We start from the raw sequence: 14,287 nt of genomic DNA, 5'->3' as shown, positions 1-14,287 counted from the left end.
TCCTTCCTAGACGAAGCTGTAGGCGGGAAGCGGGCCGTACAGCCGGAAGTTGAATACCTCTCCGAGCTCGTCAGTGAGGTCCTTTTCAGCGGAGAGGAACCGCTCTCGGTTCTCTCCGTCCACCAGAAAGGAGATGTTCAGGAAGTCACCGCCGGTCGGCTCGGACATTCGTTCCTCGCGGACGTGGGGGCGCAGCGATTCGGTGATTCCTGCACCCATGGCCTGGTGACGGGCCTGAACTTCCTTGACGACGAGCTCGCCGAGGGCCAGAGGCAGGTCCGGGTTGCTGTTGCCGGCTTTTATGTCATCGTTGAGACGTCTGGCGTCGCCGGATTCCGCAAGGACCTGACGCAGCAGCACGTCCTCATCGATGGAAACCTTGAGGTGGTACTCGGCACAGTCGTCCAACGCTGCCAATCGCTGGGTGTACTCGTCGCAGTGTTGTTCGAGCACTTCCCGTACGGCGTCGTCGTCGCCGGCGGTGAGGCCGAATCTCAGAGGAAGAACGGTACCGTCGGCCATCAGCCGTTCCTGGACGGTTTGGTGGGCCAGGAGGTCGCGGCGTTTCGGTCGCAGGTCCTCGGAAGTGTCGCTGACGATCGCGGACAGCGGTCCGGCGCGCACGATGCGCAGCTGGGCTGGCGGGTCTCCCACACCGGTGAGGCCGTCCAGGTGTTGGGGGTGGCCGGCGGCGGTGATGGAGTATACGTAGACGGCCATGGTCACTCCTCACGCCGCCTAACGGGTCGGCGCACGGACCTTTCGCGTTTCGGCTCGGGTTCTCTGTCGTCGTCGCGGTCGCTCCCCCGCTGCAGGGAGTCGGTGATGGCCTCGACGGCTCCGCTGAGTGCGCCCTTGCTCTTGCCGCGCGCTCCGCCTTCGGTGATTTGTCCGACGACGTCGGTGAGCTGGGCCGGCGCCTTACGGCCGGCCTCCAGGTCCAGGCGGTTGCAGGCTTCGGCGAAGCGCAGGTAGGTGTCCACGCTGGCGACGACGATCCGAACATCGATCTTGAGCAGTTCGATGCCGACCAGGGACACGCGAATGAAGACGTCGATGACGAGCCCGCGGTCCAGGATCAGTTCGAGGATGTCGTAGAGATTTGCGGTGCTCCCGCTCCTGGAAACACTGCCTGTGCTTTGCGGCACCACAGTCATGGCGCCTCCCTTCCGTGCCCGCCGCTGCGGCGGGAGCGGATGTCTCACCTGGTCCGAGAAGCTGGAATCTCAGGTGGACCGGTCGATCTGTCCTCGGGTGTAGCGGCGGATCCGCTCGTACGCCATGAGTTCGCCTTCCTTGTCTAGCGTCACCCGGTAGCTGGCGATCACGCTGGTCGTCTCAGGGACGCGTTCCAGTTCCACCACCTCCACATCGGCCTGCCAGCCGTCCTCGATGGGTTTGAGCGCCGAGACGGATTCCGGGGTGCGCCCAAGCAGTTCCGTGAGCTGCTGCGCGGCGTAGCGCATCGCTTGCGGCGCTGAAACCCGGCGCTGAGGAGGTCGTCTCGTCTCCCCCACCTCGCGGCGGGTCCGGCCGGGACCGGCGCGACCAGTGGGCGGGTCTGTGTGGGCAGGCCTCCGTGGTCTGGCGCCATCCTCCTTGTCTGGGACCATTTTCCTTCTCCGGAAACTGGAGACGACGTCCTGCGCCGTGCTGACTTGCACTTGCGGGCAACCCTCTTCATCGTATGGGGGCCACCATCCCGGCTGGGGCTACGGCGCGGGCGCGCCCCGCGTGTGGAATGCCAGCCGTCTCGCTCCCCCGTGTACCCGTCTTCGCGGATTCAACTCGCCATAGACCTATGCGTCTTGAAGTACGGCCTGCCGTGAGACGCCCGGCTCGTGTAACGGCCGGTTCCGGGCCTGGCGCCCCGCGTGCGCACGCCGGGTTGGCTGGCCAGACTGAAAGTACCGAAGCGCACCGGTGCGGACATCGGGTTCGAGGACGCCGGACGAGGCGATGGCATCAAGCGCCGGGCCGAAAGTGGGCGTCCCTGAATCACCGGCAGCCCCGCTTTGGCCTCATGGAGCTGCGGACTACCGCAACGTGATTCGTGAACAGTTGTGCAACGAGGTCGGCGCCTTCCGTTGGTTGCAGGACTGCTGCTGAGCCTCCAGGCTCGGCACCCTGAGCAGGCCTGCGGCGTCACTGGAGGGGCGAATGCCGGAAAGGAATGACCCCCATGAACAACACCACCAAAGTCGCTCTCGCGGCTGCGGTCGCCGGCGGGTACGTGCTGGGCCGGGCCAAGAAGGGGCGTCTCGCACTCGCCGTCGCGACCTACTTTGCAGGCCGAAAGGTCGGACTCGATCCGCGGCAGCTCGCCACTGAGGGACTGCGACGGCTTGGCGAAGTACCGCAGGTGGCGGAGCTGAACGAACAGGTCAGGGGAGAACTTCTGGAAGCCGGCAAGCATGCGGTGGCCGCCGCGGCTAACCGCCGCATCGGGGAGTTCGCGGACTCCCTGCGGGAACGCACCCTCGCCGTGGGAAAGCCGAAGTCCCAGGAGGAGCCGGAAGAGGAAGAGGCGTACGAGGAAGAGGATGAGCTCCAAGCCGAGGAGCCGGAAGAGGAGGAGCCCGAAGAAGAGGAAGAAGAGGAAGAAGAGGAAGAGCCCGAAGAAGCGCGCCGGGAGCGCCCCCCGCGCCGCCGTCGCACTGCCCCTGCGGCCGAGGAGCGCGAGCGTCCGCGCGCCTCGCGGGCAGCTGCCAGGGATACGTCCGCGGCCCCCACCGGGCGAAAGCCCGCCAAGAAGGCCGCCGCTTCGGAGAAGACCACTCCGGCAGCGAAGACGACGGCATCCGCCAAGAGGGCCCCGACCCGCTCCACGCCGTCCAGGACCACCGCTCCCAAGGCCACAGGCAAGCAGACAACCGCGTCGACGACGAAGGCCCCGGCCAAGACCGCCGCAGGCAGGGATGCCGCCGCCAAGGCATCCAAGCAGTCCACCCGGCGGAGGTAGATCATGCCCAGGACCCAACAGGAGCCCTCCGCGCTCTCAAACCTCGACCGGCTTGGCGACGAAGTCGTCAACTACCTCGGTGCCCAGCTGGAGCACCTGGCCGAGAAGGCGGGAGACAAGATCACCAACGTTACCGATCAGCTCACGAATATCGCGGCGAACGGAGGCATACTGCCCAAGGTGGGTGTCCGCGTCCTGCAGGGTGACTCACCGGTCAAGGCCTTCCTCGGTGAAAAGGCGAAGAGCATCAAGGACAGCGTCGTTGACAAGGTCAAGCAGAAATTCGGCGGCGGCAAGGCCGGCCGTAAGGCCGGCAAGAAGGTCATGAACATCGTGGAGGCTCTCGACATCGGTCTGCCTGTGCGGACCGTGTACAACCACTGGACCCAGTACCAGGACTTCAGCGGCTTCACCAAAGGCGTGCGCAGCGTCTCCCAGGTAGACGAGGTGTCCACCAACTGGAAGGTGAAAGTCGGGCCCTCGACCCGTGGCTGGAAAGCGACCGTCCAGGAACAGGTCCCGGACGAACGCATCGTCTGGACCTCTGAAGGTGCCAAAGGCACCACTCGGGGATCCGTGAGCTTCCACGAACTGACGCCGACCCTCACCCGCGTCATCCTCGTGGTGGAGTACTACCCCTCGGGGTTCTTCGAGAAGACCGGCAACATCTGGCGGGCCCAGGGCCGCCGACTGCGCCTTGACTTCAAGAACTTCCAACGGCACGTCTCCTTCACCACCGAGGAACCTGAGGGCTGGCGCGGTGAGATCAGCGACGGCGAGGTCGTCCGCACCCACGAGGAAGCCATGGAGGAGGAGGAAGCCCAGGACAAGCAGCCAACGGGCGAGTACGACGAGGAAGAACCCGAGGACGAGTACGCCGACGAAGACGAGTACGCCGACGAAGAGGAAGAGGATCAGTACGACGAGGAACCCGAAGACGAGTACGGCGAGGACGAGGAGAGCGACGAGGACGAGGAGGGCGAGGACGAGGAGGGCGACGAGGACGCGGAGAACCGCGAGGCCTGAGTTCCCCTACCGCTGCCAGTGGTTCCCCACCCGATCCCGACGTCGATCGAGGGCGGATCGGCTCCGCTTGGTGATGGCGGAGCCGATCGCCGTGCCACTTTCGGAAGGACGAACCAATCCTCATCGACACCAGAGTCCGTCTGGCGGACGAGGTGCCTTCCAGTCGACCTCAGGACAGAGGCCATTTCCGCTTTTCAGAAAGTTTTTTCCGCGAGCAGGTTAGTTACATAGAAAACGGGCAGACGAGATGCTAGTTCCGCGAAGGAGGAGCTATGAGCACGACGAAGAAGATCAAGCATGCCGCCGAAACTGCCACGGGCAAAGTCAAGGAAGCTACCGGCAAGGTGGTAGGCAACGAGAGTCTCGTCGCCAAGGGCAAGGGCAAGCAGGTCAAGGGCGATGCGGAGCAGGCCGGCCAGAAGATCAAGGACGCCCTGAAGCACTAGCCGACATCATTCAGCCCTCGGCTCCGGCGGACTCACAACCGGACTGATGGCGGCCCGACGATACGCGGGCCGCCATCGCCGTTGGAGTGCCTGGTACTCGTGGCGGCCGATCGGGCATTGCTCACGTCGACATTCGGCTGGCAGATCTGGCCAGGGCCCGCTCACAGACGACACGCAGGGGCGCATGGCAGCAGCGTTCCTCGCCGACGGCCGGCCCCGCGCATTCCGCACTTGACCGGCGGGACCCTCCAACCGGACTGGCCTGGCGGCCGCCCCTCCGGCAGGCGTTTTCGCGGATGGCTTCCGGGCAGCCGCACCACATGGTGCGAATCGGCTACACGATGATGACCGAACAGCGCGACCCGTGCGGCCTGGTGGACGACTTGGTGCTCGCTGAACGCGCTGGTTTCGACTTCTCAGTGATCTCCGATCACTACTTTCCATGGCTGGCTTCCCAGGGCCACTCACCCAACGCCTGGGCAGTGCTGGGTGCGGCGGCCCAAGCGACCAGGCGGATCCCGCTGATGACGTACGTGACCTGTCCCACCATGCGATACCACCCGGCGGTGGTGGCCCAGCAGGCGGCGACCGTGCAGCTGCTGTCAGAGGGCCGGTTCCGGCTCGGCTTGGGTAGCGGGGAGAACCTCAACGAGCACGTGATCGGCTGCGGATGGCCCGTGGCCGCAGTCCGGCAGGAGATGCTGGCCGAGGCTGCGGGAATCATCCGGGAACTGTTCGGCGGTGGGGTGATCAGCCGTCGCGGCAAGCACTTCCAGGTCGAGTCAGCCCGACTGTGGGACCTGCCCGACCCTCCGCCGCCGATCGGCATCGCGGTCTCAGGCCCCCGCTCCTGTGCTCTGGCCGGGCGGCTGGCGGACTACGTGATCGCCGTCGAGCCGAAGCAGTCGCTGGTCGAAGGCTTCACTCGGAACGGCGGTGACGGCCGGTCGGCGGTGGGCCAGCTGCCACTCTGCTTCGACCACGACCGGGACGCGGCCCTCGCCCGCGCGCACGAGCAGTTCCGCTGGTTCGCCGGCGGCTGGAAGGTCAATGCCGACCTGCCCAGTCCGGACGCCTTCGCCGCCGCAAGCGCCTTCGTCCGCCCCGAGGACGTGGCGAAGGCGATCCCGTGCGGCGATCGCGTCTCGGAGGTCGCCGAGGGCGTCGGGAAGTTCATCGCGGCGGGGTTCACCGAGGTCGCCCTCGTCCAGGTGGGCGGTGACAGCCAGTCGGCCTTCATCGACTGGGCGCGCGACCGCCTGCTGCCCGCGTTGCGCGAACTGTGACCGACTGATTCGCGCAGTAACACGAAACCCCGGGGCACCGTACGTCGACCACTCGGCAGGCCTTCCGAGGTGCTGGGTACGGCTCCGCCGGTGCACATTGACGTCATGGCCAAGAATGAGTGGGCACCGGCCACGGTGCACTGCCGCAAGGGCGAGCTGACGGCGGCGGACACGGGAGCCGCCCAGATCACCGGACTGGTACGGGTGAGCGGGCGCTGGGTGCGCCTCCGGCCACCGGGAGGGGGTGACGAGACCTGGATCGCGGCTTCCGCCGTTCAGCGCATCGTCTGGGGACGGCGGCCAGCCGACTGAGACTCGATGGCGCTCGCGGTGGACGGGCACCGGTGCCCGAGCACGGCGGATCGGTGGCGACCCGGACACTGTCGAGGCGCGGGTCGGCGGCGTCCGGCATCACCATCCCGGTGTCGATACCGGTGTGCAGGTAGTCCAGCACGTCCGCGGTCAGGCGCTCGCCCGGCACGGCGACGGGGATTCCCGGCGGGTAGGGGGTGAGCATCTCGGCGGTGATCCGGCCGGCGGCCTCGCGCCAGAGCACCTGCTCGGTCGGGCCGAAGAAGGCGTCTCGAGGGAGCATCACCTGCTCCAGGCGCAGGTGGGCGGGGTCCGGAATGGGGACCGGTCGGGCGGGTGGCAGGTCGGACGCGTGCCGGGCGAGGTCGGTCAGGGCGTGAAGGAGCCTGCCGGTGGTGTGCTCGTCATCGGCGTGGGTGAGCTGGGCGCTGATACGGCGGTGGTCGCAGATGTGCAGGTTGATGCGGTGCTCGGCCCGCAGCCAGTCGCCGCCGTCGTAGCCGCTCACGCCCAGAGCCGAGATGTCGATGAGACCTGCAGCGGATCCAGGTCGGCGGCGCGGCCTGGGCCGCAGAAGTCGTCGCGGCCGTGCACGTGCATGCCCTCGATCCGCTCGATCGACTGCCTGGTGCGATGGGCGAGCTCCAGGGCGTGGTCGTAGAGCTGTTGGCCGTACTGGACCAGCTGCCGACGCCAGCCGTCCAGGGCGGCGTAGATCAGCACGGACGGGCTGGTCGTGCCGAGCAGGTCCTCGCGCTGCTTGAGGAGCCGCGGGTCGATAAGGTCGCCCTGTAGGTGGAAGACCGAACTCTGTTCCAGGCCGGAGACGACCGCCTTGTGGGCGTCCCGGCCCACGACCAACTCCTCATGCGGGCAGGCGACTGCCAGCATCGCCGACTTCACCGACAGCGAGCTTCCGCAGGTGGAGAAGAAGGTGTGCCCCGACAGCGTCCGCCATCAGCGCCTGGGCCTCCTCCAGCACGTGGTGGGAAGCAGTGCGGTCATCCAGTCCGGCGGTGGCAAGGATGTCCGAGATGAACACCGCGTCTCCCAGCGCCGTGAGAACTCTCGTGTCGGCGCCACGGCCCTGTTTGTGGCCCGGCGGCGTGAACGACAAGCGGTGATAGGCGGCCAGGGCTTCCAATACCAGTGCTCGGTCATGGTCCATGTCCGGCGGCTTCCCGGGTTCGACGGACGGAAACCGCACCGCCAGGCGATTGGCGCACCGGCGAGGAGCGCAGAGGCTGGCTGGAAGTGCGCCGTCACGTGCGAGCGCATGTTCAGCCCCCGCCCGCAGTGCGGAAAGCGTCCTGGCACAGCGGCAGCGCGATGTCCTTGCCGGGGCGTGAGGGTTGTGCGTCGCCTACGGGCGGGATCAAGGGATGGTCGCCGCGGCCTTGCGAGATGTTGCCGGGATCGATGAGCGGTGCCCGGTCGGAGGCAGGCTCACGTCCACCCGGGTTTCGCCTGAACGACGGCGTCGTCAGCGCGACGGTCCTGCGGATCACCAGGCCACGTTCTCCAGCCCCGTCGAGGGGGACCGCCTCGGCGACGATGGCCACCGCCCACGGCGCGGACGAATCGGCTGGCCGCCGGTGAAGGTTTCGGACCAGCGCCAGACTATGGGGCGTGCGTTCCCGGGCGAAGGTCCGATCGGCCCTCTGACACGGCGTGTGCCGGGGACATCCGGCACCGTGGAAGGGCGGCCGGATGCCGCGACGGCGGCGGGGACACCGTTCGGGCCCTGATCCGTGGACCCGCCGCCGACCCCCAGATCATCTCCGCAGGCGGCCAGTTCGGGAGTACCGAGTGGAGGACTTCGACACGGTGGCGGACCGGCTCTACGCTCTCGCGCCGGGCCGGTTCACTGCGGCCCGCAACGCCGCCGCCGACCAGGCCCGGCACAGCGGCGACCGCCGATCAGCCGGACCGCACCCAGCAGGAGTGGGCCGAGCGCCTTGACCAGGCCAGCGAGGCCCTCACCCGGGCGCAGCGCGATGGCGATCTCGTGCGGCAGGCGGTGGGCCGTATCGGCCGTGAGCTGGAGCGTTTGGCCGCTGCTCGTGAGAGGGCCGTTCAGCGGGTTGAACGCGCTACCGGCGTGTTGCGGCAGGCCCGGGCCGAGGCCGAACAGGCGGCGCAGAAGCGGGATGAAGCGGAGCGGGCGTATGTGAGGAAGCAGGCCGAGTGGGAAGACGCCCGGCGGGTGGTGAAGAAGGCCGAGTGGGCTGCTGAGGCGGCGCGGCGGCAGGTGGAGGAGTTGGCGGTTGAGGCCGCCCGGAGCAGAAGAGGAGGCCGGTGAGCGATGGCGAGGCCGATTTGGACCGGGGTGCTGTCCTTCGGGTTGGTGACGGTGCCGGTGGCGTTGTATTCGGCGACCGAGTCCCACACGGTGAGTTTTCATCAGATTCAGCGCGGGACGGCCGACCGGGTGCGCAACAAGCGGGTCAATGAACGCACCGGCGAGGAGGTGCCCTACGGCGAGATCGTGAAGGGCTATGAGCTGGCCGAGGGCGAGTACGTGATCGTGGAGCCCGAGGAGCTGGAGCAGATCTCTCCCGGCCGGTCGAAGACGATCGACATCCGCGGGTTCGTCGATCTCGACCAGGTCGATCCGATCTTCTTCGGCACCACCTACTACCTCGGCCCCAAGGGCAAGGAGTACACGAAGGTCTACGCCCTGCTGGTCAGGGCCCTGGAGCAGTCGAACAAGGCCGGGATCTCCCTGTTCTCGATGCGGGGCAAGGAGTACCTGACGGCGGTGCGGGCCGAGAACGGGATGCTGGTCTCCCACACCATGCACTTCGCCGACGAGGTCCGCGACCCTCTCCGGGAGGTCGACGACCTGCCCGCCGCCGGCACCGCGGTCGGCGAGAAGGAACTCGCCGCGGCCAAGCAGCTGATCGGCATGCTCGCCGTCGACTGGGACCCGGACGAGTACCACGACACCTTCGCCGAACAGGTCCGCGACCTCATCGAGGCCAAGGCCGCCGGCAAGGAGATCGCCGTCTCCCAGGGCCCGCAGGAGACGCCCACCAACGTCGTCGACCTCATGGAAGTCCTCAACCGCAGCCTGGCCACCGCCAAAGACCACGCCACAGCCGGGCGGGAAGCCGAGGAAACCAAACCCGCGCGCGGCCGCACCCGCAAGGCCGTGAAGCCTTAGGCTGATGTCGTGGCCCTGGTCCGGATCGAGCGCCTGTCGCGGCTGTCTGTCGGCGAGGTGCGGCGACGGCTCACCGACTGGGAACGGCATGCGCAACGGGTGCCGTTCACGGGAATCACCGTGACCACTATTCGTGGCCCGCACCGGAGTCGGCCGCCTGCACTTCGACGACCCATTGGAGGTCGTTCGTCGGCAGCCGCCGTAGGGGACCGGACGGGCCACTGTCGTCTGGAGAAGCGGGGCTCCACCGTCGCGGGGTGGGCCGAGATCGTCGCTGCGACCGCCAAGGCACCCGGCATCACCGACTGGCCGGCGAGGCGGTTGTCCCAGCACGATATCGGCTGTTCGCCCCGCGTCCTCGCTGTGGTCCCGGTCGGCTGCGCGCGGCTGCCGTAGCGGCACCGGCCGCGCCGCTACGCTGCTCTGCGCCTGCCGGATTCGAGGCACACCCTCCGGGCCACGCCAGCGGCCGCCGTCCGATCAGGACCTGGTCCGCACCGCGTGCTTTGACCTGCGATCCGTCAGGCCTGCAGATCGGCCGGTGGCGGATCAGCTGTCGCTGCTGCCGTTGCCCGATCTGTTTGCCAGCCCCGGCAGCGGAAAGTCGCAGCGTATGAACCGCGTCAGGGAGATGAGAGCCGGGCCGGAATGCACGTCGACGCGCCGCGCACCGGACCGACCCTCGCGGTTGCCGAGCGGGTCCTGGCGGGCGGCGGCGGGCCGGACGGTCAAGGGGTTCAAGGCCGATCAGCTGGGCGTCCGGGCCGTGACGCTGACAATTGCGGGATCCTGGCGCTGTTCCCGGTGGAACGACGAACAGCGCCAGCGGGCCCACCGCTCGCCACCCGGCTCGAGTACAACGCCCCAACTACCCGGCCGGAGGAACCGATGAACCTCACGAAGATCGCCTACAAGCCGGTCGGCCTGCTGCTCGGCGCCCTCAGCGGCGTGATCGCCGGGGCGGCATTCAAGCTGGCATGGAAGTTCGTGGCCCACGAAGAGAACGCCCCGCAAGCCACCGACGAGCACCGCGACCTGCGCCGCATCATGGTCGCGGCGGCGCTTCAGGGCGCGATCTTCGCTGCGGTAAAGGCCGCAGTCGACCGCTGCGGGGCTGCAGCCACCCGGCGCATCGCGGGGACTTGGCCCGGATGACGGCAGCGCCTGCGACGACGCCGGCGAATAGCCGGCCGACACGGCGCAGGACGCCCTTCCCGTGATGGGGGCGGGCGGCCGAACACGATGTTTGTAGCCGGGCGACGGTTGGAGCGGTACCTGCTCCATGAGCTGGTCGCCAGCGGCGTCGGCCATGGTGGCGAAGGACGGTGTCGATGTCCCACTGGTGACCGGGGCCGGGAGCAGCCCGATCTGGTTCCACCCGGCCGGGACGGTCACACAGACGGTCCGATGCGAGCAGGACTTCGGCTCTACTGCGCGGCTCCAGGTGGTGAGCACCACCGGCGAAGCGGTTCCGAGTACTGATCTGCGGGCCCACCGGTGCACCTGCCGCGTGCCGTATAGCAGGGTGAGTTGGATGTGTCAGCGGGTGCGGCGTCGGCCGCCGCGCCGGAACCGGACTGCGGAGATGGCCAGTGCGAGGATCAGCACGGCGACCCCGATGAACAGCAGGTAGAGCAGGCCCTTGGCGACGACGCCGACGATGCCGAGCACGATCGCCACGATGATCAAGAAAAGCACCCAGGCCATCTTCTTCGGTCCCCTTCGTGGGGTGTCGGAGTCCTATCGGCGCGCTAGGCGCCGTTCCCCGCCCGCGCCCGGCACGTAGTCAAGCTTGTAGTGGGCGAAGACGGCCGCCTCGTCCTCGGCCGGCAGCTCGCCGTCGATGTCAATCGCTGGTGCCTTCTTGACTTGGCTCTTGGGGTGGGCGACCCGCAGATAGCCTGGGCCGACCCTCGCGTTGGCGAGGGGGACGAACACCAGACGGCGGTGCGTGGGAAGCCCGACTGTGACGGTGGCGAACAAGGGCCTGTCGGTCGCGGTGTCCACGTAGACGGACTCCAGCGTGCCGATCCTATGACGCTCGGCATCGACCACGTCGTGGCCGCGCCATTCCCGGATGTCATCCGCTTCGAACACCAGCAACCTCCGAGATCAGTGGGCATCTCCTATCCTCCTACCTGGGCCACCGCCGCGCCCGCGCGGAGCGCCGAACCGAGCGCATCGACGCGGCTGCGGGCCGCGCAGTGGGGAGGACGGAACTCTCCGGTCGCAAGGCGATCAGCTCACCAGCCGCCTCCTCGCCCATAATCCCACCCAGGTCGACGGCGCATCGCTCGGGCCAACACGCGGCAAGCGGCAGGTTCCCGATCAGCGGCGCAGCGCTCGCCGCCAGTCCAGCCGTGGCCGCCCTGCCCAGCAGGCCGGCCGCACCGGCACCTGGCGCCTCGATACCCCGGCCCATCAATCCCCGCACCGCGGTAGTCCGCACCCACTGACACCCAACTCAACTGAGGAGCAAGGCCCATGGCTGTGAAGAAGTTCTGGACGATCGCCCACTCGTGCGGGCACGAGGTCGAGCGTGACCTGTCCGATCGCCTGGCAGATCGCCGTGCCGGTTTCGCCGCGTGGCTCGCCAAGCAGGAGTGCACCGACTGCTGGAAGACCGCCGGGGACGGTAGTTCGCAGGACAAGGCCGCCTGGCTGGCGGCCAAGCGCGCCGAGGAGCAGGCCGAGTCCGATGCCTGGTCGCAGCGGTACCGGATGCCGCCGTTGGAGGGCACCGAGCGTGCTGTTGCCTGGGGCGTGCGCTGCCGCCACCAGATCCTCGCCGCCGCCTACACCGCGCTCGTTCTCGAAGGCGCCATGGACGAGACGGCGTGGGAGCAGATCGAGACCGCGGCCCGGACGATTACCCGGGCCGGGTGGTGGATCGACCAGCGTGCCTCCGATCCCGACGACCTCGCTGAACTGCTGGACGCCGCAGCCGAGCGCGACCGGCCCACCGAGAACCCGTTCGTCTGACCCGACCGCGGTGGCGGTGCCCGGCCACCAGGGCACCGCCACCCCCGCCGACCGCGCACAACCCGCCCGACGAAGGAACCTCCGCCATGACCTCCAGAAGAACACCGCGCGCCCCGCCCCACCCCTCCCCACCACTTCTTCCTGGACCTTTCATGCCCACCCCTCGCACCAGCGCGCCCTCGACCACCACCGGGAGCGACAGCCTTCTCCACCTACTCTTCAGCGCCGTCGGCACCGCGCTCGGCTTCGGCAGCTTCGCCTGGCTGACCGGCAACACCACCAACAGCCTTATCGGTTCCGGGCCTTGGGCGCCGTTCAAGCCCGTCGACGCCCTCCTCCACCCCGGTGTGCTCTGGCCGCACCTGACACCGATCGCGGTGCTCATCGGCGCACGGATCATCCCCGGCCTGCTCACCCTCGCCACCACCACCGGCACCCTCACCATCTGGCTGCGGCGGCGCGGCGGCGCGAAGACCGGGCTCGCCCGCAAGCAGGACCTCGCCCCGCTCATGGACCCGGAGATCACCGCCAAGGCGAAGAGCCTGCGCCCGAGCCTGGCCGACCTCAAACCGAAGGAGATACTCCCGGCCGACCGGGGCATCCTGGTCGGCACCCTCACCCCCGGCAAGACCGAGGTCCGAGCCTCCTGGGAGGACGTCCTCGTCGCGATCATGGCCCCAAGGTCCGGCAAGACTTCCGGCCTGGCGATCCCCGCCATCCTCGCCGCCCCCGGCCCGGTCCTACTCACCAGTAACAAGGCGGCCAACGACGCCTACACCGCAACCGTCGACGCCCGCGCGAACGTCGGCAGGATCTGGACGCTCGACCCCCAGCAGATCGCCCACCACCCCCGCCAGATGTGGTGGGACATCCTCGCCGACGCCCACACTCTCGCCGGCGCCAAGCGCCTGGCCGGGCACTTCGTCGCCGCCAGCGTGGACGAGTCCAACGGCTCCGACTTCTGGTCCACCGCGGCCAGCAACACGCTCGGCGCCCTGTTCCTGGCCGCCGCCAGCTCACGCCGCCCGATCACGGACGTGCTGGCCTGGCTCTCCTCCCCGGCCGACCGCACCCCCGTCGACCTGCTCACCGATGCCGGCCACCACGCGGTCGCCGCCCAGCTCCAGGGCACCGTCTCCGGTGCGACCGAGACCCGGGACGGCATCTTTGAGACCGCCCGCCAGTACGCCAGCTGCCTGCTCGACCCCGAGATCGCCGCCTGGGTCACCCCAACCGACGACATCCCGCAGTTCAAGCCCACGGACTTCGCCACCTCCCGCGACACCCTCTACCTGCTCAGCAAGGACGGCGGCGGCTCAGCCTCGGCCATCATCGCCGCCGCAGCCGACGCGGTCATGCGCGCGGCCGTCATCGTCGCCGAACGCTCCGGCGGCCGACTCGACCCACCCACGCTGTGCGTCCTGGACGAAGCCGCCAACGTCTGCCGCATCAGCGACCTCCCCGACCTCTACAGCCACCTCGGCAGCCGAGGCGTCATCCCCATGACGATCCTCCAGAGCTACCGCCAGGGACAACGCTGCTGGGGCGAAGCCGGCATGGACGCCCTCTGGTCCGCCGCCACCACCAAAATCATCGGATCGGGCATCGACGACGCCGACTTCGCCGACCGCCTCTCCCGCATGATCGGCGACCACGACGTGCAGACCACCTCCGTCTCCACCAGCGACAACGGCAAATCCACCTCCATAAGCATGCGCACCGAACGAATCCTGCCCCCGGACGCCATCCGCGCCCTCCCCAAGGGCCGCGCCTTCCTGTTCGCCACCGGCCTGCGCGCAGCCATGCTCGACCTGCGCCCCTGGTACAAGGAACGCTCCGCCAAGGAGATCGGCGCAGCCTCCACCCGCGCGACAAAGGCCATCACCGAACGCGCCATCGCCAAGTCCGCCTCCCACAACGACTTCGGGCTCTCGGCGTGATCAATCTGCAGCTGGACTCAGTCCGCTCCCTCAACGCCCGCAATTTCACTCATGCCTGGCACTGCCACCACGCCCCACCGATCGGACAGGTCCTCGCCATCGGAGCCGCCGACAACGACAGCGTGCAGCACAGGGGCGAGACTACGCGGCGCGGGCTGGCGCGTGAT

Annotated in this window: 15 protein-coding genes and 2 pseudogenes; 10 read left to right on the top strand and 7 right to left on the bottom strand. The window is 68.4% G+C overall.

Annotated elements, in window-relative coordinates:
• Positions 1-6: 6 nt before the first annotated feature.
• From ACSMTC_RS35490 to ACSMTC_RS35480, 3 genes are all read right to left on the bottom strand, one after another.
• Entirely contained in the window at positions 7-720 is a 714-nt protein-coding gene (locus tag ACSMTC_RS35490; RefSeq protein ID WP_436563844.1) for a GvpL/GvpF family gas vesicle protein, read from the bottom strand.
• A 2-nt stretch (positions 721-722) separates the two neighbouring features.
• Complete coding sequence (locus ACSMTC_RS35485) at positions 723-1,157, bottom strand: gas vesicle structural protein GvpA (RefSeq protein WP_436563843.1); 435 nt, start codon at positions 1,155-1,157, stop codon at positions 723-725.
• Between the two features lie 69 nt (positions 1,158-1,226).
• Positions 1,227-1,613: a gas vesicle protein GvpO gene (locus tag ACSMTC_RS35480; RefSeq protein WP_436563842.1), complete on the bottom strand. Its 387-nt coding sequence runs from the start codon at positions 1,611-1,613 to the stop codon at positions 1,227-1,229.
• 569 nt (positions 1,614-2,182) lie between these two features.
• Here ACSMTC_RS35480 and ACSMTC_RS35475 point away from each other — a divergent pair.
• The 4 genes from ACSMTC_RS35475 (at position 2,183) to ACSMTC_RS35460 (ending at position 5,720) form a co-directional block, all read left to right on the top strand.
• On the top strand, positions 2,183-2,962 hold the full coding sequence (locus ACSMTC_RS35475; RefSeq protein WP_436563841.1) for a histone protein: 780 nt from the start codon (positions 2,183-2,185) through the stop codon (positions 2,960-2,962).
• Positions 2,963-2,965: 3 nt separating this feature from the next.
• Positions 2,966-3,988, top strand: a complete 1,023-nt coding sequence (locus ACSMTC_RS35470; protein ID WP_436563840.1) for an SRPBCC family protein — start codon at positions 2,966-2,968, stop codon at positions 3,986-3,988.
• A gap of 272 nt (positions 3,989-4,260) precedes the next feature.
• Positions 4,261-4,434: a CsbD family protein gene (locus tag ACSMTC_RS35465; RefSeq protein ID WP_436563839.1), complete on the top strand. Its 174-nt coding sequence runs from the start codon at positions 4,261-4,263 to the stop codon at positions 4,432-4,434.
• Positions 4,435-4,754: 320 nt separating this feature from the next.
• Positions 4,755-5,720 carry a TIGR03557 family F420-dependent LLM class oxidoreductase gene (locus ACSMTC_RS35460; RefSeq protein WP_436564901.1) on the top strand — a complete coding sequence of 322 codons (966 nt, stop codon included), beginning with the start codon at positions 4,755-4,757 and terminating at the stop codon, positions 5,718-5,720.
• Positions 5,721-6,078: 358 nt separating this feature from the next.
• Here ACSMTC_RS35460 and ACSMTC_RS35455 read toward each other — a convergent pair.
• Positions 6,079-7,200 (bottom strand): annotated as a pseudogene (locus ACSMTC_RS35455) (aminotransferase class I/II-fold pyridoxal phosphate-dependent enzyme); the annotation flags it as partial.
• Positions 7,201-7,312: 112 nt separating this feature from the next.
• Entirely contained in the window at positions 7,313-7,594 is a 282-nt protein-coding gene (locus tag ACSMTC_RS35450) for a hypothetical protein (protein ID WP_436563838.1), read from the bottom strand.
• 446 nt (positions 7,595-8,040) lie between these two features.
• Here ACSMTC_RS35450 and ACSMTC_RS35445 point away from each other — a divergent pair, with 446 nt between their 5' ends.
• From ACSMTC_RS35445 to ACSMTC_RS35430, 4 genes and pseudogenes are all read left to right on the top strand, one after another.
• Entirely contained in the window at positions 8,041-8,334 is a 294-nt protein-coding gene (locus ACSMTC_RS35445; protein WP_436563837.1) for a hypothetical protein, read from the top strand.
• A gap of 3 nt (positions 8,335-8,337) precedes the next feature.
• Positions 8,338-9,198 carry a non-homologous end joining protein Ku gene (ku, locus tag ACSMTC_RS35440; RefSeq protein ID WP_436563836.1) on the top strand — a complete coding sequence of 287 codons (861 nt, stop codon included), beginning with the start codon at positions 8,338-8,340 and terminating at the stop codon, positions 9,196-9,198.
• A 9-nt stretch (positions 9,199-9,207) separates the two neighbouring features.
• Positions 9,208-9,594: pseudogene (locus ACSMTC_RS35435) on the top strand (SRPBCC family protein).
• A 492-nt stretch (positions 9,595-10,086) separates the two neighbouring features.
• Complete coding sequence (locus ACSMTC_RS35430) at positions 10,087-10,353, top strand: DUF4235 domain-containing protein (protein WP_436563835.1); 267 nt, start codon at positions 10,087-10,089, stop codon at positions 10,351-10,353.
• Between the two features lie 384 nt (positions 10,354-10,737).
• On the opposite strand, the gene ACSMTC_RS35425 is transcribed toward ACSMTC_RS35430, so the two are convergent.
• A complete protein-coding gene (locus ACSMTC_RS35425) occupies positions 10,738-10,896 on the bottom strand; it encodes a hypothetical protein (protein WP_436564932.1) in 159 nt (52 codons plus the stop codon).
• 42 nt (positions 10,897-10,938) lie between these two features.
• Positions 10,939-11,295: a PRC-barrel domain-containing protein gene (locus ACSMTC_RS35420; protein WP_436563834.1), complete on the bottom strand. Its 357-nt coding sequence runs from the start codon at positions 11,293-11,295 to the stop codon at positions 10,939-10,941.
• A gap of 387 nt (positions 11,296-11,682) precedes the next feature.
• Between ACSMTC_RS35420 and ACSMTC_RS35415 the strand changes: the two genes are divergently transcribed.
• Entirely contained in the window at positions 11,683-12,180 is a 498-nt protein-coding gene (locus ACSMTC_RS35415) for a hypothetical protein (protein WP_436563833.1), read from the top strand.
• Between the two features lie 152 nt (positions 12,181-12,332).
• Entirely contained in the window at positions 12,333-14,120 is a 1,788-nt protein-coding gene (locus tag ACSMTC_RS35410) for a type IV secretory system conjugative DNA transfer family protein (RefSeq protein WP_436563832.1), read from the top strand.
• Positions 14,121-14,287 lie beyond the last annotated feature (167 nt).

Source organism: Kitasatospora sp. HPM-01-4, from assembly GCF_051374625.1.
In the GTDB taxonomy this organism is placed as follows: domain Bacteria; phylum Actinomycetota; class Actinomycetes; order Streptomycetales; family Streptomycetaceae; genus Kitasatospora.
This window is presented reverse-complemented; position numbering and strand designations above follow the sequence as displayed.